Origin of the sequence: Mesorhizobium sophorae (genome assembly GCF_002270415.1) — a bacterium.
GTDB classification, from domain to species: Bacteria; Pseudomonadota; Alphaproteobacteria; order Rhizobiales; family Rhizobiaceae; genus Mesorhizobium; species Mesorhizobium sophorae.
In genome coordinates this window covers 1,237,008-1,255,567 of record NZ_NNRI01000007.1, presented here as the reverse complement: position 1 = coordinate 1,255,567, position 18,560 = coordinate 1,237,008, and the positions used below count along the sequence as shown (strand labels likewise).

Here is an 18,560-nt window from a genome sequence, read left to right as displayed (position 1 = left end):
CAGACAATCTGACTTAGGCCATCCATGTGGCGATCACGCGGAGACTTTCAAGATAGCAGCATCGTGGCCGGTTGCCTCGACGAATCTGATCAGGTCCGCCGCTGCGACCGACGTCGTCGCCTCATTGGTCAGCGGATGCGCGTTGATCACCGCATGGTCCATCAGCGCCTTGTCGAGAACCACCTTGACCCGGCCCACAGCGTCGTTGATCAGGCCGAACACCGTGACCGCCCCCGGCGTCACGCCGAGCAGCTCCATCAGCATCTCCGGCTTACCGAAGGACACGCGGCCGGCAGCGCCGATCACCTGGTGGATCTGCTTCAGGTCGACGACCGCGTCCTCGCCGACGCTGACCAGGAAGAAATTGTCCTTCTTGTCCTTCAGGAACAGGTTTTTGGTGTGGCCACCGGCGATTTCGCCGCGCAGCGCCTGCGAATCGGCAACCGTGAACAGCGGCGGATGGCGCCGCGTCGAGGCAGCGATCCCGAGTTCGGCAAGAAATTCCATCAGCTCAGCTTCGGTCTTCGGCATCGGTTTTGTCTTCGTCCCGCTTCCTGCCAAGCCGTTTACGGCCAATGGGGCAGCCGACACAAGACCGTCATGCGACATCGCGGCGAGTGCGCCCGCCGCATAGCAAAATGCCTGACATTTCCCTGTTGCAATCGCCGCGCTCTTCAGCCATATAGGCCCGGCTTGCGGCCAAGACGCCGTGTGAGCGGGTGTAGCTCAGGGGTAGAGCACAACCTTGCCAAGGTTGGGGTCGAGCGTTCGAATCGCTTCACCCGCTCCAGTTTCCTTCAGGAAATCAAGCGACTAAGAGGCGCCCTTCGGGGCGCCTTTTGCTTACATGGCCTTGCAGCCGGCAATGTGGAGGCGCAAACCTATTGGGCGACTTGGTACACGGCTGACATCAGCTCCTGCGGGCTTGGCGCCCCAAACATGTATCGCCCACCCTCTGGAACCTCCGTGAAGCTCCAGCGCACGATCCCCTGCCGGTCCAAAAGGAACTGACCGACCAGTTGTCCGTGCCCGGTTGCCAACATCTGCTCGTCGGCTTCGGTCAGTTCGTAATGGTCCCTCTTGTCGAGGATTTCGCCGGCCGCCAAAGGATCCAAAGGACCAGGCAACTCGCCTGGCATCTCAATCCGCATATCCTTTACCGCTGCCATCGAGACCTTGTACGGCCAGTTCGTCTCGTTTTGGGTGAATTCGAGATTGGGCAGTCCAAAAGCACGATGTGAAGCACGTTCAGGGTCTGAGGCCGCAAGCAGATTCGGCATCGGGTGGTAGCGGAAGTAGAGGCGCGCCCGTTCGATCGGCGTGTTGACCACCGTCAGGCTCTCCACGCCCTTCTCGCGCAGCTCCGGATCAAGCCGCGCCTGGGCGGCGATATGGCGCCGACAAAACGCACAATGCAGACCTCGAAACAAGCCGACCAGCACCGGTTTTTGTCCGCGGAAGTCGTCTAGCGCGATCTTGCCTTCCTGGGTAATGGCGTCGAGTACCACGTTCGGCGCGCGGTCACCCGGTTGAAGCGGTACCAAGTCACGAGGCGCGGACATTTCAACCTCCCACCCGGCTAGTCGAGAAAAGGCAGCACCACAAGCGCTTCCGGGTCGAGCCCGTGCTGGGCGCATATACCCTGCGCCAAGGAAAAGTAGCGTTCGGCCTCGGCCAGATTGTCGATGTCGAGATTAAGCGTTGCGAGACCATCATAGCACGGAAACAGCAGTTGGGGTTCGCCCGTTTCGCGGGCTACGTCCAGGGCTTCGTGGAACAAGCCGACCGCCAGTTCCGGACGGCCGTTGCACTGGTGGATCTGCCCAAGCACGATCAACGGCACCGGCAGGTGCTCGCGCTGGTCGAGCGCCCGGTCGATCTCGATGGCCTTCTCGGCAGCAGGGACGCCCTCCGTCGGACAGCGATCCGTGAAGGTACAACAAGCGACCGCCAGATTGGCGAGGAGGCGCGCCTGGAAACCCAGGTCACCAATATGGCGCGCCACTTCGAGACCGCGCCGACAGACCGCCATCGCCTGTGTCGGATCGATGGTCGTGTAAAGCACGCCGAGATTGGTGTAGCCGCGGCAGGCCGCCCCCAGCAGACCGGCGGCTTCGGCCAATTCGATGCTACGCTCGACCTGACCCACGGCTTCCCGGTTTCGCCCAAGGCGAGCCAGCGCGACTGCCTTGGTATTGAGGGCCTCGGCGGTCACAAGAGTGGCATCACGCCCGGCCTCGGAGACATGCTCCGTTGTCAGGGTGCGCACGCAATCCAGCGCCGCATCCGCCCATTTTGCCGCGAGCGCGTGATCCCCGCTGCGGAACGCCTGTCGGCCACGCTCTTGCCACAGATGCGCCTGCTCGATCGGGGCATCCGCTCCATCGAGGAACGCTGCCGCTTCGGCATAGCGGGATTCTGCGTTGTCGCGCTTGCCGACGTCCCAGAGCAGCCGACCGATCTTGCGCAAAACGCGCGCCGAAGCGACACGATCGGCTGACTCGCGGTAGGCCTGCAACACCGTCTCGTAATGGTGGTGCGCGATCTCGCGGCGGCCTGCCGGGCCGCTCAAATCGGCAATGCGCTCTGCAATCGCCAGTTTGAGCGGTGTTTGCCCGGTCACACCCAACGCAGTCAGTGCCCGCTCGTAGAAACGAAGGGCGTCGTCGTTGGCGTAGATCATGCGAGCGCGATCGCCCGCCGCCTGCAGATAGTGCGCGCCCTTCTCCCGCTCAGCGCTCTGTGCGAAATGATGGCCGAGCACGGTCAAATCCTCGAGCCGTTCCGGTCTGTCGCCGCACAGTTGCTCCAAGGCAGCACCGACCCGCCCGTGGATGTCGGTCCGGCGCTGCAGAAGCAGATTCTGGTAGATCACGTCCTGCAGCAAAGTTTGCGTAAAACGGTAGCTTTGCGACGAGACCGAGCCTGATCCGGCAACTTCCTCGATGATTTCCGCATCGCAAAGCAGTTCGCAGCCGGATTCCAGCCGGCCGGGGTCGGCTGTCACGGCTTTCAGAAGTATGGCATCGAAGCGCGGGCCGATCACCGCGGCTTCCTGGGCCAACCGGCGCACCTCCTGGGGCAGCCGGTCGACACGGGCAAGCAACATTGCCTGGATCGTGGCGGGAATGCCGGTTGCGGCTTCGCCTGCCACAGTGCGCCATTGCTGGCCCTCGCGCACCAGGACACCGCGATCGATAAGGCCGCGAACGATCTCCTCGATAAAAAGGGGGTTGCCGCCCGCGCGCTCGAGGATCTGGTCAAGAAGCGTTCCTGCGGAGTTTACCCAGCTCTCGCCGAAAAGCGCCGCCAGCAGGCTGCGTCCGTCATCGCGGCTGAGCGGCGAAAGCCTGAGCGCTGTGTGACTGACCCGACTTGAGTCGAGCTGGCCGTGGTCCGGCTCCGGACGATGCGTGACCAGCAGCATCAGCCGCGTGCGTTCCAACCTGTCCATCACGAAACGCAGTGCTTCGAGCGACACGGCGTCGGCCCAATGCAGATCTTCGACGACGATCAACAGCGGCGACAACGCAAGCCGCCGTTCGATGATCGTGCGGACTGCGTAGAGAATTTGCCGCCGCAGCTGCTCGGGCTCGACATGCTGCAAGGTGGCATCGGGGTCGCCAAGGCCAAGCACATGGTAGAGCAAGGGCATCAGCCGCTTCGCCTCCTCGCCCTGCAGGCCGAGATCGGTCAACAAGCCTGCGAGCTTCCCCCGCATTCCGTCCCCGGTGTCGTTCTTCATCATCCCGGCAGCGCTGCGCACCACCGCGCCCAAGGCGCCAAACGATCGTTCGCCCAGCGGTGAGCACGTGGCCTGCCGCACGGCGACGTTGCGAAAACGATCCTCGTCGCCGACGCGGGCGACGAACTCCTTCACCAGCCGCGATTTCCCGATACCGGCTTCTCCAACGAGGCGGACGAGTTGGGCCGAGCCGCCGCACGCCTGGTCAAGGCTCGCCAGCATTCTATGCAGCTCCGCATCACGGCCTATCATCGGTGCGCTGAGGCCGAGCGCCTCAAGCCCACGTGCCGCACGCGGCGCCGCGAGCGGTGCATCCAGACGATGGACGAGCACACTGCCAGCCTTGCCGCGAAGCACGACATCACCCAGCGGCTGGTAAGAGAAGGCATGCCGGGTCAGCCTGTGAGTGAGCTCGCCCACCAGCACCTCACCCGGTGCGGCCAGTGATTGCAGGCGTTGCGCCGTATTCACGGTGTCGCCGGTCACCGAATAGGATTTGGCGGTGCCGATGCCCAATCCGCCAGTGACGACCGGGCCGGTGTTTATGCCGATGTGGAGCAACAGGGGCGAGCCGGAGTGGGGGGCGCTTTCGCCCAGCCGCGCCGTCCGGGCGATCATGTCGAGAGCGGCGCGAAGCGCACGTTCCGGATCGTCCTCATGCGCGACCGGCGCACCGAACAGAGCGAGCAGTGCGTCGCCGATGAATTTGTCGACGAAACCGCCAAAGTTTTGCACGGCCGCCGTCAATTCCTTGAACAGTTCGTTCTGCAGTGCTTGCATCACCTCGGGGTCGAGCTGCTCGCTGAGTGTCGTGAAGCCGCAAAGGTCGGCGAAGAGGACCGTCACCGTCCGGCGATCGGCGTCGGAGACGGGATGCAGCCCATCGTCGCTCTCGATGTTCGCAAGCAGCGACGGCGTTCGAGAAGGCGGCACGATGGTCCGGCTCTGTGTCGGAGCAGGCCGTTCGACAGCTTTTGCGGCCGCACCGACGCTTGCCCCGCATTTCGGACAGAACTCGAAATCAGGTGCGCAGGGGTAGCCGCAACTGGCGCATGGCACGGGCTGGCGCTTGCCACACCTCGGACAGAAAGCGAATCCGCTCTCAACCTCGAAACCGCAGCCCGAGCAGTCCATCGACAAGACCTCACCAATGCATGTCGCCCAAAAGTGGACCCGGTTTTGGGACAACGACATGCATAAAAACAAAGACCTAAAGCGGCCGCGGCGGCGTGATTCCCCACGCACGTCACGGCCAGGGTTCTCACAAGGATGAACCGTTAGGCGTCGACCAGCAAGCGGCAGCGCAAATCGGCATCGAGCGATCCGTGTGGATCCCGGGCGGAGCGCTGGCGATTCGGGCGGCTGCATAGCCGTCGTTTGCGAAAGTTCCCTCGTACCCTCCGTCTTCCTGCTATTGTGGGGACGAGGAGACGGACCGATGAGCGAGAATCGCAAGCTGGCCGCAATCCTGGCCGCAGATGTCGTCGGATACAGCCGGCTCGCAAGCGCGGACGAAGATCGTACTTTGGCGAGGTTGCGGGCCCTGCGCAGCGACCTGATCGACCCGATCATCGCCGTGCACAACGGGCGGGTGATCAAGCGCACCGGAGATGGAGCGCTGGTCGAGTTCCGCAGCGTGGTCGATGCCGTGCGCTGCGCCGTTGAGGTTCAGAATGGCATGGTCGAGCGCAATGCCGGCGTGCCGCAGGACCGCCGCATCGAGTTCAGGATCGGCATCCATCTGGGGGATGTGGTCGAGGAAAGCGACGGCGACCTGATGGGCGACGGCGTCAACATCGCCTCGCGTTTGGAGGGCGTCGCGGCGCCCGGCGCCATCTGCCTGTCCGAGGATGCCTACCGCCAGGTCAAGGCGAGGCTCGACCTCTCGGTCAGCGATCTGGGCAGCACGCAGCTCAAGAACATCGCCGAGCCGATCCGGGTCTATTCGCTGCAAGTCGGCAGCGCCGGGACCAGGGCGGCCGCGACCTCGGAAATCGCAAGCCGACCCGCGACGGCAGCGCCGCCGAAGCTGTCGATCGCCGTCCTGCCGTTCGCCAACATGAGCGGCGACGCCGAACAGGACTATTTCGCCGACGGCATCTCCGAGGACATCATCACGGCGCTGTCCAAACTGTCGCAGCTCTTCGTCATCGCGCGCAATTCGTCGTTCACCTTCAAGGGCCAGAACGTCCAGGTGCAGGAGGTGGGCACGAAGCTCGGCGTGCGGCATGTACTTGAGGGCAGCGTACGCAAGTCGGGGAACAGGGTGCGCATCACCGCGCAGCTCATCGATGCAACCTCGGGCGGCCATCTTTGGGCGGAGCGGTTCGATCGCGAGCTGACCGACATATTCGCCGTGCAGGACGACGTGACACAGCAGATCGTCGGTGCGCTGGCGCTCAATCTGACTGAGGGTGACCGTCAGCGGCTGGCGCCTGAGCACCCACGCAACGCGGAGGCGTATGACTGTTTTCTGCGGGGCCGGGAGCTGTGGCACCGGCTGACGAAGGAGACCAACGTCGCAGCCCGCGACGTCTTGCAACGTGCCATCGACCTGGACCCGAACTTTGCCTCTGCCCACGCTTTCCTCGCCCTTACGCACGGACTCGATTACCTGAACAGGTGGAGTGCCTCGCCGCCGGAATCGATGGCGCAAGCGGAAGAGGTCGCAACGCGAGCGGTAACGCTGGATGGCAGCGATCCCTGGGCGCACTGGGCGTTGGCTATAGCCAAGCTGTACACACGACGGCACGATGGGGCCATCGACGAAGCCGAGCACGCGATCGCCCTCAATCCGAACTTCGCCGAAGGGCACGTCATCCTCGGCGAGGCGCTGTACTATTCGGGCAGACCCGAGGAGGCCCTTGAGAGTTTCGCCCGGGGGAAGACCTTGAATCCGTACTTTCCCGATGTACTTCTGCACTTCCAGGCTTTGGCCGCGTTTCATCTGGGAAGGTACGAAGAGGCCGTCGACCTCTTGCAGCAACGGCTGGCTCGCAACGCTACCACCGACGTCTCGCGTGCGCTTCTGGCCGCCTGCTACGGCCATCTCAGCCGTTTCGCCGAGGCCCGCGCGGCATGGCAGGAGGTGCTTCGCCTCAATCCCGACTATTCGCTGGAATACCGTCGCAAGGTCTTGCCCTACAAGAATCCTGCCGATTTCGAACTCGTGGTGGATGGGCTCCGCAAGGCCGGGGTCGTGCAATGACAGTTGCGGCGATGTCAGGTCGCCCTGATGCCTGCCTGGCCGATCTTGCGCCATCGGGCGTTTTCGCGAACCAGTTTCAGGTCGTCGGTCGTCTCGGCAAAGCTCCGAAAGCGGTATTGCCGCAGCAGGTCCGGGAAAAGCGCCCCTTCCGGTAGGCCGGCGAGTTGCTCGCGGACCGAGATCTTTTCATCGATGACCCGCATGCCCCAAGCATTTTCCCGAACCTGCAGCTCCTCAGCCAGATCGCGCTCTTCCGGCGCGTTTTCGTCTAGCGCTGCCAGCAGGATCGAGTGGAAAAGCGCTACATAGCCGATCTGCCTCAGGCCGCCCACGACCCGCACGCGCGGCAAGATGGCAAGGACGAGGAACATCAGGAACAAGTTCGGCAGCAGCACGCCGTCCAGCAGCGCCTGCCTGAGATGCGGCCGCTCGAACGGGATGGAGAGACCATGCGGCCTGTCAGGCTCGATCAGGTACCCGTTCTCGAGCACGAGCTTGCGCACGCGTTCCTCGCGGATGCCCCAGAAATAGGCCGTGCTATTGGGCAGGAATCTGCCAAATGGGCCCGATGCCGCCTCTTGCAAGGCACGTTCGAGACGCTGGCGCCTTGCCGGATCGATGAGCAGCCTGGAAAGAAGGCTGCCGTCATGTTCCAGATGCCGCGCCATGGCGGCCGCGGCGAGCCGATCATCGATGAAGACCGGCCGGGCCATGCCGGAACGATCCCAATCGGCGACCAGATCCTCGTTGAGGGCCGTCAGCGCATCGGCGGCGGTCCCAAACACCTTGTCGTGGCTGGCAAGCAGCGTGCCCAGCCAGCGGCTGGCATCCGTTTCATCGCCCACCGCTTCGAGGGCGCGCTTGTTGAGGGAGACGGGACCGGCCACGCAGGCGCTCTTGCGGCACAGTTTGTGGCGCCCCATGCCAAACAAATTGACCTTGTCGTCGCCGACATCGAGCCACCCCGGCCCCTCCCGGCCATTCGTCTCCATGGTCATTGTCGTTCCCATGAAGCCGACGAAGGCCGACAGCCCGTTTTCGACCGCGCCGAGCCAGGCAAGCAGGAGGGCATCGAAGGTGATCCGGTCCATCAGCAGCAGGCAGTGCAGGCCGGACTGGATCACCGGTCTGCGCTCGAACTCTTCGAGGGCCTTGCCGATCTCTTCAGGCTGCATGATCGCACCAAGGCGCTGATGCAGGACGTCGCGCAGGATCGAGCGAGCAGCGATCGCCGGGCCCGACGCAGGCCTTGCCACCGGCCGCCACAGATGGCGGGCGTAATCGGAAACCGGCGCATTCCAGCTCTGCTCGATGTCACGCACGACTTCCGGGCAGAGCAGCGACAGCACAGCCAGAATTTCCGCCGGAGGCGCAGCGGTTGGGTCAGAGATGGCGGTCATTGGTCCCGTCTAGCCGCTCGCGGTGCAAACGCCAAGGGAGACCAGACTTGCTGGACCCGGCCGGCCCACACATAGATCGTCAACTCGATCAAAACGGATAAGTCTCCAAACAGCGGATCTCAAAACCGCAGTCGGGCCATGCTCAGCAGGTCGTGGTACTGCCCGTCGGTAAAACCCGCCTTCACATGCCGACCTTCGACCTCGAAGCCATGGCTTGTGTAGAGACGGACGGCCGGTTCGTTGTCGGCATAGACGGTCAATTCGACCCGCTTCAGGGCGCGCCAGTTATCGGCCACGTCAAGCAGCGCGCCAAGTATGGCAGAGCCGATGCCCTTGCCGACAAAGCCATCGTCAAGGCCGATATTGATCTCGCCGATATGCGACCGGCGTGGCGACCCCTGCACGATCAGGCTGCCATGGCCGACGACCTTGCCGTCCAGCTCCGCGACGATCCAGGTGGTTTCCTGGCCGGCCTTGGCGATGCGCCGCTCCACCTGCTCCACCATCTCGAAGGGCATCCTGAGCGTGCCCCAGCGGAAGCCCGGCATGTTGAAGATAGCGCAAAGCGCTTCCGCATCGCTTGGCCTGATGGCGCGGAGCTGCGGCTGGATTTTCTCGGAGGATGGCGAGGTCGTGCTGGTCATGGCGTTCCCGGCGAAGGCAATAGGCCCGGCACGATGCACCGGACGTCACCTGAAAATCCAGCTATCTCTGCAAGCTATGCTGCCGATTGCGCGTTGAAATAGCGGGAGGCGGCGGAGAGTTTGAAGACGCCGCTGATGCCGATCCAGCCGAAAAGGGCAAGCCAGCACAATGTCTTGGGCGCCGTCCAGTCGATCCGATGCACCGCAGCGTCGGTGATGACGAGACCAAGGATGGCAAGCAGGCCAACCAGAAACTGCGCCAGGCCAAGCACCAGCAGTTCCTCGCGCGGCGCGCTTTTCCAGACCAGATATGCGCCGCCAGCGCCAGCGAGGAAGATGGCGCTGTAGACCTGGGCGTGGAAAGGATCGACCGGCCATGGCCAGGTGCTGCTGACCACCACGGGAAACAGCAACATGCCGACGCCATAGAGCCCAAGGATCACCGTTTCCGCCAACATGTAGCCGCGCCATGCGGGGTTTAGGGTCACGCCTCTTGCTGAAGGACGGGCCCTGGCCCGCCACAGGAACAGCCCGGATACCGCGGCCGAGGCAAGATAGACCAGGAACCAGAGCCAGGCCGCTTTGCGCTCGAAATTGAAATAGCCAAGATTGATCAACGAAACCGCCGACACGATGACGGTGAAGATGAAGGCCATGACGAGCACCAGCCTGCCGGGCGACCAGCGATTCCAGAACAAGAGCGCCGCCATCACCGCCATTTCGGCGGTGTAGAAGCCGCCGAGGAAGCGGGCACTGAATGGCGTGACGGGCCAGGGCCAGCGCGGCTTGACCAGTGCCGGTGCGAAAAACAGGCCGGCGCCTACGATCAGGACGATGATAACCCCTGCGGAGAAAAGGCGCAGAGCCGCGGGAAATGGCGGATTGTCGGATGTCGGCACGGGAGAAGCCCCAAAAATGAATGCCCAATGTACCATCATAGTGCCGCTTGCGGCCGGTGAAAATCTGCTGAATGGAAATTGGACTGTCACCAGGTTTGTCTATTCGAATGGCCGTACCGTCAGTTTCGCAGTAAAATGGCGACTCGGACCAAAGAGCGGTCCGGATCAACACGCCTCGGGGGCGCATTTTCCGGAGCCTGCACGATGAACGAACCTCAGGATCTGTTCTCGCCTCTGCGGCAATCGACCGATGTCGATCCGCAGGCAATCGACGCGATCAAGCAAACTATCGCGGAGGGCCAGGACCGCGAACTTTGCCGCATCAATGCGCCAGCCTTCGCCGGCAAACATGGCCTCGACGAGGAACGCACCATAGGCGCCTTTCTCCACGCGGCACGGGTGGGCATCTTCGACATTTCCTGGAATGTTCTGTGCCCCGGCTGTGGCGGCGTGCTCGACACCAATGCCACGCTGAAAACCCTGCAGAAGGACGAATACACATGCGCGTTGTGCGCCGAGGGCTATCCGCCGACCCTCGACGAGATGGTCGAGGTGACATTCACCGTCAGTCCCCGCGTGCGCAGGATTGCTGCCCACAATCCACACGAACTGCCGTTGCTGGAATATTTCCGCCAAATCTACTGGGCGTCCGGCGTCGATCTGCCGGAAGAAGATTTCGCCAAAAAGATGGAAGCGTTCTTGCTGGAAGGTATCGAGCTTGCGCCCGGTGAAAAGGCGGTTCTGCCCATACGGCTTCCGCCCGAGTTCATTATCGTCTTCGAGCCAGTCACCCATTCAGCGCAGTTCATCGACGCAAAGGGCGAACCAACAAAGGAGCGCCGAAGCCTCTCCTTGGTCTTCGACCGCGACCATGTCCAGAGCCAGACGCTGGAGATGCAACCCGGCCCGATGCGCATTTCGCTGGAAAACAGGACCGACACCCGCGTGCTGCCGACGGTGTTCATTGCCGGACCGGCATTGCATGATTTGCTGAGCAAACGCCGGCCCTTCCTGACGGCCAAGCGCCTGCTCACCAACCAGACGTTCCGCAATCTCTATCGCGCGGACACGCTCGACATCGACCAGCGCCTGAAGATCACCAGCCTGACCTTCCTGTTCACCGACCTGCGCGGATCGACCGCGCTCTACGAGCGGGTGGGCGACCTTTCAGCCTTCGATCTCGTGCGCGAGCATTTCCAGGTTCTGCACGAGATCGTCGCGGCGGAGGCAGGCGCGGTGGTGAAGACGATCGGTGATGCGGTGATGGCGACCTTCGCGACGCCCGATCGTGCGATTGCCGCGGCCCTCAGGATGCGCGATGCCATGCGTGCGCTCAACGACAAGAGCGGGCGCGAGGATTTGCTGCTCAAGATCGGGGTCCATGCGGGCCCCTGCATCGCCGTGTCCATGAACGAGCGCCAGGACTATTTCGGCCAGACGGTCAACATTGCTTCGCGGGTCCAGAACCTTGCCACCGCACAGGCGATCTTCGCCACTCGTGCGGTGGTCGACGACAATCTCACAGCCGATCTGTTGCACAGGAAAGCGCTGACGCCCGTGCCCCACGAGGTCTCGCTGCGCGGCATTGAGCGGGAGATAGCAGTCTATACGATCCCCTGAATACTTGCAGCAATTCCAGGAAAAGTGTGAAACGGTTTTCCCGGGAGAGGCGCGTGGCGCTTTCCCTGGGGAATTGCGTTAAAACATAGAGATGGAGCGGGTTCGGCGTTTCCGTGAAACGGTGAACCGCTGCACTGCATGTCGCCCAAAAGTGGCCCCGGTTTTGGGGCAACGACATGCATACAAACAAAGACTTAAAGCGCGTCGCCTGAATTCGTTTCAACGGGACGCGGGCGTCTCGGCCCCTCACACACGCCTATAGACAAATAGACGATCGGTGGGCACCGAAGGCGGCGGCGGAAGGCGTTGCAACTGCGGGTGATGAAGCGGTATGCCGCTGACCGCGAAGCCACCGACGCGAAGCAGGCGCGCGATCAGATCGGGAAGCCAGCTAAGGGTCACCACATCGCGATCTTCATGGCCGGTTCCGAGGTCGGCATTGACAAGAGCGGCGTCGATGCCAATGAACCTGGGCGCCGTCTCGCTTATCTCGCCGAGCACGAGGTTTTCAGCCTCGGGAATTGAGCTGTCGTGTGCGGCAAGTGCGCGGTCGAACGCCACGATCCGGCGTCCGGGCAGGCGCTCGCGTAGGTGGTGGAACGTCCGGCCATTGCCGAGGCCGAGTTCGAGCACGGGGCCCTCGATCTTCGCCACCTCGACACAGACTTGATCGAGAATGTCGCGCTGTGCGGTCATCCTACGGATGAAACTCTCGAGGCGACTCATATACGGTTGTATGTCCTTAACCAGCCCAAGAAATCGGCGACGCCCGCGAACAGGGCGGTTCGCGGCTGAAACCCGAGGGCACTTGTTAAACCCCGATCGAATTTCGCCGCGTATAGAGGCGAACGGCAAACATTGCAACAACCGGACAGGCCGCCGGCAAGGGTCACACCGGGGTGGAGCAGGCGGCACGGCGCGCGGCGGAATAGCGATCTCACTTGTAGGGGTCCGCGGCGTCCCGCAAGCCATCGCCGAGGAAGTTGAACGCCATGATGACGAGAACGACGGGGAGCATCGGCAAAAGCAGCCATGGATAGAACGCGATCACGTTGACGCTGCGCGCCTCGGTGAGCAGGATGCCCCAGCTGGTTATCGGCGCCCTCAGGCCAAGCCCAAGGAAGCTCAGTGCCGTCTCGCCCAGGATCATGCTGGGTATGGAGAGCGTCGCCGTCGCGATCAGATGCGACATGAAGCCGGGAATGAGGTGCCGCCCGATGATGCGGCTGCTGTTGGCGCCCATCAATTGCGCGGCCAGAACGTAATCCTCCTCGCGCAAGGCCAGAAGTTTCGAACGCACTGCCCGCGCCAGTCCGGTCCAGTCGAGCAGCCCGAGGATGACGGTGATGCCGAAATAGATCACCGCCGGACTCCAGGTGATCGGCATGATCGCCGCCAGAGCCAGCCATAGCGGAATGCTGGGGATCGATTGCAGAACTTCGATGATGCGTTGAACGATCAGGTCGAAGATACCGCCGTGATAGCCGGCCAGTCCGCCGATGACGATGCCGAGCAGGAAGCTGAAACTGATGCCGACGAGGCCAATCGTCAGCGAAATGCGTGCGCCATAGATGATGCGCGAGAGCACATCGCGCCCCAGCCTGTCGGTGCCGGCCAGAAAGAGCTGGCCGTTTTCGGCAGGGCAGACAAGATGCCTGTCACCTTCGATCAGGCCCCAGAACAGGTAACTGTCGCCCCTGCAGAAGAAACGGAGCCGCTGAACATCATCCCGGTTCTCGACGTAGTTCCGCTTCAGCGTGTCCATATCCAGCGTCATCTGGCGGCCATAGACGAACGGCCCGACGAACTCGCCGTTGTGGAACAGGCGCACCCGCTGCGGCGGCGCATAGATGTAGTCCATGTTGCGCGTGTGCAGATTGTAGGGCGCCAGGAACTCGCAGATCAGTATCCCGGAATAAAGCACTGCCAGGAATATGCCGGATACAAGGGCAAGCCGGTGTTTTCGGAATTTCCACCACATCAACCGCAACTGCGACGCCTGGAAGACCTTCGACTGCTCCGGCGTCATCGCCTCGACCGACTGCAGGTCAAGGGGCGCGGTGGAAACGTAGTGTTGCAGTGGAGCACCCGGAGCGGGCAGCGGCGAATGCGTGTTCATTTGGTGCTACCGCCCTGCAAACGAATTCGTGGATCAAGCAGCGCCAGCGCCAGGTCGGAAATCAGGACGCCGATGACCGTCAGGAAGGCCAGGAACATCAGGAACGACCCTGCCAGGTACATGTCCTGGCTTTGCAGCGCCTTGATCAGCATCGGCCCGGTCGTTTCCAAAGACAGCACGATCGCCGTGATTTCGGCGCCGGAGATGATGGCCGGCAGGATAGAGCCGATGTCGGAAATGAAGAAATTAAGCGCCATGCGCAGCGGATATTTGACCAGCGCCTTGAAGGGATGAAGGCCTTTGGCGCGCGCGGTGACGACATATTGCTTGTGTAGCTCATCGAGCAGATTGGCGCGCAGCCGCCGGATCATGCTTGCCGTGCCCCCGGTGCCGATGATCAGGACCGGGATCCAGAGATGGGCGAGGATCGACTTCGCCTTGGCCCAGCTCATCGCCTCGCCGAGATATTGCTGGTCCATGAGATGGCCGATGGACGTGCCGAACCAGATGTTGGCGAAATACATCAGGATCAGCGCCAGCATGAAGTTCGGAATGGCAAGGCCGAGAAGGCCGAAGAAAGTCAGGCCGTAGTCGCCCCAGCTATATTGATGCGTGGCGGAGTACATGCCGATCGGAAAGGCGATGAGCCAGGTGAAGATGATCGTGACGAAGGAAACCAGCACGGTCAGCCACATTCGGTCCCCGACGACGTCGCGAACCGGCAGCTCATATTCGAAGGAATAGCCGAAATCGCCCTGCAGCATCCCGCCGACCCAGTAGAAGTAGCGAACGACGATCGGTTTGTCGAAACCATATTCCTTGCGCATCATCTCTATGCGGTCGGAATCTACCGCTTCGCCCTGAGCCCGAAGTTCGGCAACATAGCTGTCGAAATAGTCGCCTGGGGGAAGTTCGATGATCGTGAACACCAGCGCCGATATGATCAGCAGCGTTGGAACCATCACAGCGATACGCCAGACAAGATATCGAAACACGCTCAGGACTCTCCAAGCCAGAATGTATCCGGCATATAGACACCGAAATAGGAAGTCGGGTCGTAGCCGTAGAGCGCCTTGTCAGGCAGATTGCGCAGCCGCGAGGATGCCAGAACCGGCTGATGCGTTCCGTTCACCGTGCCGATCGAAAACACCTGATCGGTATAGATTGACAGCATTGAAGTCCAGATTTCGGCGCGCTCCGTGCTTTCAGTCGATGCGTTCCAGCGCGCGAGTAAAGCCATCAACTCGACCACAGGCGGAAGATCGGGCGCCTCACCCATCTTGCCATGAGACAAATAGTGAGCACCCCAGAGCGGCCATTGCAGCTGGTCATCCATGGTGGGGGCCAGCTGGTACGGGTTCATATCGGGGGTCGGCACGCCATTGTCGATGCCCGACCACATCGACATCATGATCTGGCCGCCAACCGCGCGGCTACGGAAGATGTCGCGCTGCGAAGTCCGGATGAACAGGGCGATGCCGATCTTGCGCCAGTGATCGGTGATGAGTTCGAGCGCGTCGGTTTCCAGCGTGCTTTCGCCGGCCGTTTCCACGATGATTTGCGCCGGGCGTCCATCGGGAAGTATCCGCACCCCGTCATCGCCACGCTTCTGAAGCCCGGCCTCGTCGAGCAGGGCATTGGCCTGGTCGGGATCATGGGCGACCCAGGCTTTCGCGAATTCCGGCCGGAAGAGCGGGCTCTCCGGCAGCACCGTATCGGCACTTTCCTGCGCCAACCCGTAGAACACAGCCAAATTGATCTCGCGCCTGTCCACAGCCAGCGAAAGTGCGCGGCGCACGCGCACGTCACGGAAAATGCCACGCCACACCAGGTCAGCACAATTCAGATTGGGCAGCAGCGCCAGCCGCGAACCCTGTGTGCGTTTCCACAGATGCATCTTCACCGGGTAGCGCTTCTCCGCATCCTTCAGGAAGGAGTAATCGGTGAAGTCAATTCCCAGGCTTTGCAGGTCGCTCTCGCCCGCACCGGTCTTGGCGGAAATGATCGTCGACGAGCTGACGTTCATGACAATCCGGTCGACATAGGGCAGTTGCCGGCCATTCTCGTCTATTCGATGAAAGAACGGGTTGCGCTCGAAGACGAACTGCTCAGCCGGCGGCTTGGTCCGGTTCTGCCAGGGATCGAGCGTCGGCAGGTCCGGGTTCTCCGGGCGATACTGCCGCGACATGCGGATATGCAGGAGCGTCCATTTCCGGGCCCGGTTCTCCTTCATTAGGCCGGCGAGCCGGAACGGATCCTGGTATTTCTTGTGGAACTGCTTGAGGTAGGCGGCCGGCAGGAGAAGCGATAGCGGCGCAGCAGCGGCGAGCTTGGGCAGGAAGTCGGGATTGGGCGCATCCCAACTATAGCGGACCGTCAACGGATCGACGATCTCGAAGCGTGGCGGCTTGCCGTCCGCCAGCAGGGCCGGGGCGAGCCCGCCCTGCGAAAGCTCATCGTTCAGCCAGACATCTTCCCAGCAATAGCGAAAATCCTCCGGCGTCAGCAGGCTACCGTCAGACCATTTGTGCCCTTCCCGTATCTTGAAAGTGAAGACACAATCATCCGCCACGTCGAAACTTTCGAGAATGTCGGCTTGCATGTTGAGCTTTTCGTCATAGCCGACCAGGCGAGCATATCCATAGATCGTCATCAACCGGATATCTTTCTGGCTGCCGATGATCGTACGCAGCGTGCCGCCATACTGGCCAGGCTGCCGGCCCATCGCAGCGACATTCACCGCGCGCGGGCTCTTGGGCAGGCGTTCGGCGAGTGCCGGCAGCGCCTTGGCCTTCAGCTCCGGCTGAAGGAATTCCGGCTCCAGATCGCCGGCGCGCGACGTGCCCGGCAGAAATGCCGAAGCCATGAGGCCAAGGATGGTGCGCCGGCTGATCAATGGCGTAGCTCGCTGACATCGGCCGAACGTCGGGCCAGCACGAGGTGGCCGCCGCCGAGATCGAGCGGCGACAGCACATCCTCCTCGCCCTCGTCGCGGAATTGCGGTCCCCATGCGCTGGTGTCGGAAGCGCCGCTGAGCTTCAGCGTCTTGAAATCCATGGGCCTGTCGAGATCGGGGAAAGGGACTGCGGCGACCAGTGAGCGCGTGTAGGGGTGGACCGGTTTCCGAAGCAGAATTTCGCGTGGCGCAAGCTCGACGATACGTCCGCCGCACATCACCGCGATGCGGTCCGCCATGTAGTCCACCACCGCCAGATTGTGGGATATGAACAGGTAGGTCAGGCCCAGTTCCTTCTGCAGGTCCTTCAGAAGGTTCAGGATCTGCGCCTGGACAGAGACATCGAGCGCCGAAACCGGCTCGTCGCAGATAAGGAGTTCAGGCCCCAGCGCCAACGCCCGCGCGATGCCGATACGCTGGCGCTGCCCGCCGGAGAAACTGTGCGGATAACGCTTGATGAAGCGCGGATCGAGCCCGATTGCCTGCATCAGGCTCTTGACCGTGGCGAGTCGGGACGCGGCATTGCCACGTTGATGGATTTCCAGCGGCTCGCTCAAGATGTTCTCCACCGTCATGCGCGGTGAAAGGGACGAAACCGGATCCTGGAAGACCATTTGGATTTTCGCGCGCAGCATGCGCAGGGCGTTTCCCTCGGCTTCCAGGACCTCGATCGGTCCATCGCGGCCGTTGAAGATCACGGAGCCGCCACTGGGGGTGACAGCCCGCATGAGGATCTTGCTGACGGTGGTTTTGCCGGAGCCGCTTTCGCCGACCAGACCCAGGCACTCACCGCGCCTGATATCGAAGCTCACGCCGTCCACGGCGCGAACGGAGGTTTGATGACCCCCGCTGAACCATCCGGACTTACGGGTGGTGAAAGTCTTCGCGAGATCCCTGACCGACAGCAGGATGTCGTCCGGCCCCTTCGATGCCGGCGCCGTCTGCTTGCCAAGCAGGTTCTCGACATTCACCGGCACCTCGCGGAGCGCCTTTAGCCTTTCGCCAGGCTTCAGGTCGAAATGCGGAACGGCTGCCATCAGGCCCTTCAGGTAAGGGTGACCTGGCCGGCGGAATATCGCCTCGACAGGTCCCGCTTCCATGATCTCGCCATGGTAGATGACCACCACCTCGTCGGCGACATTGGCGACCACGCCGAGGTCGTGCGTGATCAGCAGCATCGCCATGTTCAGCTTGGTCTGAAGCTCGCGCAGCAACTGCAGGATTTGCGCCTGGATGGTGACGTCCAACGCAGTCGTCGGCTCGTCGGCGATCAGCAAGGCCGGCCGGCAGATAAGCGCCATGGCGATCATGGCGCGCTGACGCAGTCCTCCCGAAAGTTCAAACGGATACATGTCATAGGCGCGCTTGGGATTGGGAAAACCGACAAGGCCGAGCATGTCCTCGGTCCGCGCCTTGCGCTCCGCCCGAGCCATGGGCGTATGAATCTGCAGGGATTCGCTGACCTGGTTGCCGATCGTGTGCAGCGGCGACAGCGACGTCATCGGCTCCTGGAATATCTTGCCGATGCGGCTGCCTCTCAATGCCCGGATTTCAGGTCCGTCACGCGGCATCTGCAGGATATCCTGCGTCGTGCCGGGCTTTTCAGGATCCGAAAACAGGATACGTCCGCGAACATGGGCAGTCTTCGGCAAGATGCCCATCACGGCCTGGCTGAGAACCGATTTTCCCGAACCGGACTCGCCCACAAGCGCTGTAACCTTGCCTGGTAGGACGCGGAGATTCGCACGCCTGACGGCATGCAACGGTCCCCCGACAATGGCAAAAGAGATGCCAACATCTTCGATCCGCAGCAGGTCAACACCCGAATTCATTCTCACACCAGCCCCACTCTGGCGGCCTGCCTGGCGACAGGCCCAGAAAGCGAGACTAGCGCATTACCAGCCCAGAGCAACTTGGATTCTAAACGGTCGTCAGTTCCCTGACGGAACCGGCGACCGGACTGCAGACC

Annotated in this window: 13 protein-coding genes and 1 tRNA gene; 3 read left to right on the top strand and 11 right to left on the bottom strand. The window is 62.2% G+C overall.

Going from position 1 to position 18,560, the window contains the following annotated elements; all coding sequences use genetic code 11:
* Nucleotides 1-33 precede the first annotated feature (33 nt).
* A complete protein-coding gene (locus CGZ66_RS10430; protein WP_095083947.1) occupies nucleotides 34-531 on the bottom strand; it encodes a prolyl-tRNA synthetase associated domain-containing protein in 498 nt (165 codons plus the stop codon).
* 184 nt (nucleotides 532-715) lie between these two features.
* Between CGZ66_RS10430 and CGZ66_RS10425 the strand changes: the two genes are divergently transcribed.
* Nucleotides 716-790 (top strand) — tRNA-Gly (locus CGZ66_RS10425).
* Between the two features lie 91 nt (nucleotides 791-881).
* On the opposite strand, the gene CGZ66_RS10420 is transcribed toward CGZ66_RS10425, so the two are convergent.
* Nucleotides 882-1,562, bottom strand: coding sequence for a redoxin domain-containing protein (locus CGZ66_RS10420; RefSeq protein ID WP_095083946.1), 681 nt, complete (start codon nucleotides 1,560-1,562; stop codon nucleotides 882-884).
* A gap of 17 nt (nucleotides 1,563-1,579) precedes the next feature.
* Nucleotides 1,580-4,879 (bottom strand): ATP-binding protein, encoded by a 3,300-nt coding sequence (locus CGZ66_RS10415; protein ID WP_143748715.1) that lies wholly within the window; start codon nucleotides 4,877-4,879, stop codon nucleotides 1,580-1,582.
* 304 nt (nucleotides 4,880-5,183) lie between these two features.
* Between CGZ66_RS10415 and CGZ66_RS10405 the strand changes: the two genes are divergently transcribed.
* Nucleotides 5,184-6,953 carry an adenylate/guanylate cyclase domain-containing protein gene (locus CGZ66_RS10405; RefSeq protein WP_095083944.1) on the top strand — a complete coding sequence of 590 codons (1,770 nt, stop codon included), beginning with the start codon at nucleotides 5,184-5,186 and terminating at the stop codon, nucleotides 6,951-6,953.
* Between the two features lie 14 nt (nucleotides 6,954-6,967).
* On the opposite strand, the gene CGZ66_RS10400 is transcribed toward CGZ66_RS10405, so the two are convergent.
* The 3 genes from CGZ66_RS10400 to CGZ66_RS10390 all read right to left on the bottom strand — a co-directional run bounded on the left by CGZ66_RS10400 (nucleotide 6,968) and on the right by CGZ66_RS10390 (nucleotide 9,896).
* Nucleotides 6,968-8,353 carry a hypothetical protein gene (locus tag CGZ66_RS10400; RefSeq protein ID WP_095083943.1) on the bottom strand — a complete coding sequence of 462 codons (1,386 nt, stop codon included), beginning with the start codon at nucleotides 8,351-8,353 and terminating at the stop codon, nucleotides 6,968-6,970.
* Nucleotides 8,354-8,472: 119 nt separating this feature from the next.
* Nucleotides 8,473-8,997: a GNAT family N-acetyltransferase gene (locus tag CGZ66_RS10395; RefSeq protein ID WP_095084386.1), complete on the bottom strand. Its 525-nt coding sequence runs from the start codon at nucleotides 8,995-8,997 to the stop codon at nucleotides 8,473-8,475.
* A 74-nt stretch (nucleotides 8,998-9,071) separates the two neighbouring features.
* The gene (locus tag CGZ66_RS10390; RefSeq protein WP_095083942.1) at nucleotides 9,072-9,896 is read right to left on the bottom strand and encodes a hypothetical protein; all 825 of its coding nucleotides are present in this window, start codon (nucleotides 9,894-9,896) and stop codon (nucleotides 9,072-9,074) included.
* A 204-nt stretch (nucleotides 9,897-10,100) separates the two neighbouring features.
* On the opposite strand from CGZ66_RS10390, the gene CGZ66_RS10385 reads away from it, so the two are divergent.
* Nucleotides 10,101-11,516: an adenylate/guanylate cyclase domain-containing protein gene (locus CGZ66_RS10385; RefSeq protein WP_095083941.1), complete on the top strand. Its 1,416-nt coding sequence runs from the start codon at nucleotides 10,101-10,103 to the stop codon at nucleotides 11,514-11,516.
* A gap of 246 nt (nucleotides 11,517-11,762) precedes the next feature.
* Here CGZ66_RS10385 and CGZ66_RS10375 read toward each other — a convergent pair whose 3' ends face one another.
* The 5 genes from CGZ66_RS10375 to CGZ66_RS10355 all read right to left on the bottom strand — a co-directional run bounded on the left by CGZ66_RS10375 (nucleotide 11,763) and on the right by CGZ66_RS10355 (nucleotide 18,423).
* Entirely contained in the window at nucleotides 11,763-12,242 is a 480-nt protein-coding gene (locus CGZ66_RS10375; RefSeq protein WP_095083940.1) for a class I SAM-dependent methyltransferase, read from the bottom strand.
* A 211-nt stretch (nucleotides 12,243-12,453) separates the two neighbouring features.
* On the bottom strand, nucleotides 12,454-13,635 hold the full coding sequence (locus CGZ66_RS10370; protein ID WP_095083939.1) for an ABC transporter permease: 1,182 nt from the start codon (nucleotides 13,633-13,635) through the stop codon (nucleotides 12,454-12,456).
* A complete protein-coding gene (locus CGZ66_RS10365) occupies nucleotides 13,632-14,630 on the bottom strand; it encodes an ABC transporter permease (RefSeq protein WP_095083938.1) in 999 nt (332 codons plus the stop codon). Before CGZ66_RS10365 ends, CGZ66_RS10370 begins: the two co-directional genes overlap by 4 nt.
* Nucleotides 14,631-14,632: 2 nt before the next feature.
* Nucleotides 14,633-16,531: an ABC transporter substrate-binding protein gene (locus CGZ66_RS10360; protein WP_095083937.1), complete on the bottom strand. Its 1,899-nt coding sequence runs from the start codon at nucleotides 16,529-16,531 to the stop codon at nucleotides 14,633-14,635.
* A complete protein-coding gene (locus tag CGZ66_RS10355) occupies nucleotides 16,528-18,423 on the bottom strand; it encodes an ABC transporter ATP-binding protein (protein WP_095083936.1) in 1,896 nt (631 codons plus the stop codon). The genes CGZ66_RS10360 and CGZ66_RS10355 overlap by 4 nt, the downstream gene beginning before the upstream one ends.
* Nucleotides 18,424-18,560: the final 137 nt, after the last annotated feature.

What these genes read in the sequence shown, in the direction of transcription:
- CGZ66_RS10420 (WP_095083946.1), bottom strand. Translation starts at nt 1,562, where the DNA reads ATGTCCGCGCCTCGTGACTTGGTACCGCTTCAACCGGGTGACCGCGCG.
- CGZ66_RS10385 (WP_095083941.1), top strand. Translation starts at nt 10,101, where the DNA reads ATGAACGAACCTCAGGATCTGTTCTCGCCTCTGCGGCAATCGACCGAT.
- CGZ66_RS10355 (WP_095083936.1), bottom strand. Translation starts at nt 18,423, where the DNA reads ATGAATTCGGGTGTTGACCTGCTGCGGATCGAAGATGTTGGCATCTCT.
- CGZ66_RS10400 (WP_095083943.1), bottom strand. Translation starts at nt 8,353, where the DNA reads ATGACCGCCATCTCTGACCCAACCGCTGCGCCTCCGGCGGAAATTCTG.
- CGZ66_RS10430 (WP_095083947.1), bottom strand. Translation starts at nt 531, where the DNA reads ATGCCGAAGACCGAAGCTGAGCTGATGGAATTTCTTGCCGAACTCGGG.
- CGZ66_RS10405 (WP_095083944.1), top strand. Translation starts at nt 5,184, where the DNA reads ATGAGCGAGAATCGCAAGCTGGCCGCAATCCTGGCCGCAGATGTCGTC.
- CGZ66_RS10415 (WP_143748715.1), bottom strand. Translation starts at nt 4,879, where the DNA reads ATGGACTGCTCGGGCTGCGGTTTCGAGGTTGAGAGCGGATTCGCTTTC.
- CGZ66_RS10370 (WP_095083939.1), bottom strand. Translation starts at nt 13,635, where the DNA reads ATGAACACGCATTCGCCGCTGCCCGCTCCGGGTGCTCCACTGCAACAC.
- CGZ66_RS10395 (WP_095084386.1), bottom strand. Translation starts at nt 8,997, where the DNA reads ATGACCAGCACGACCTCGCCATCCTCCGAGAAAATCCAGCCGCAGCTC.
- CGZ66_RS10375 (WP_095083940.1), bottom strand. Translation starts at nt 12,242, where the DNA reads ATGAGTCGCCTCGAGAGTTTCATCCGTAGGATGACCGCACAGCGCGAC.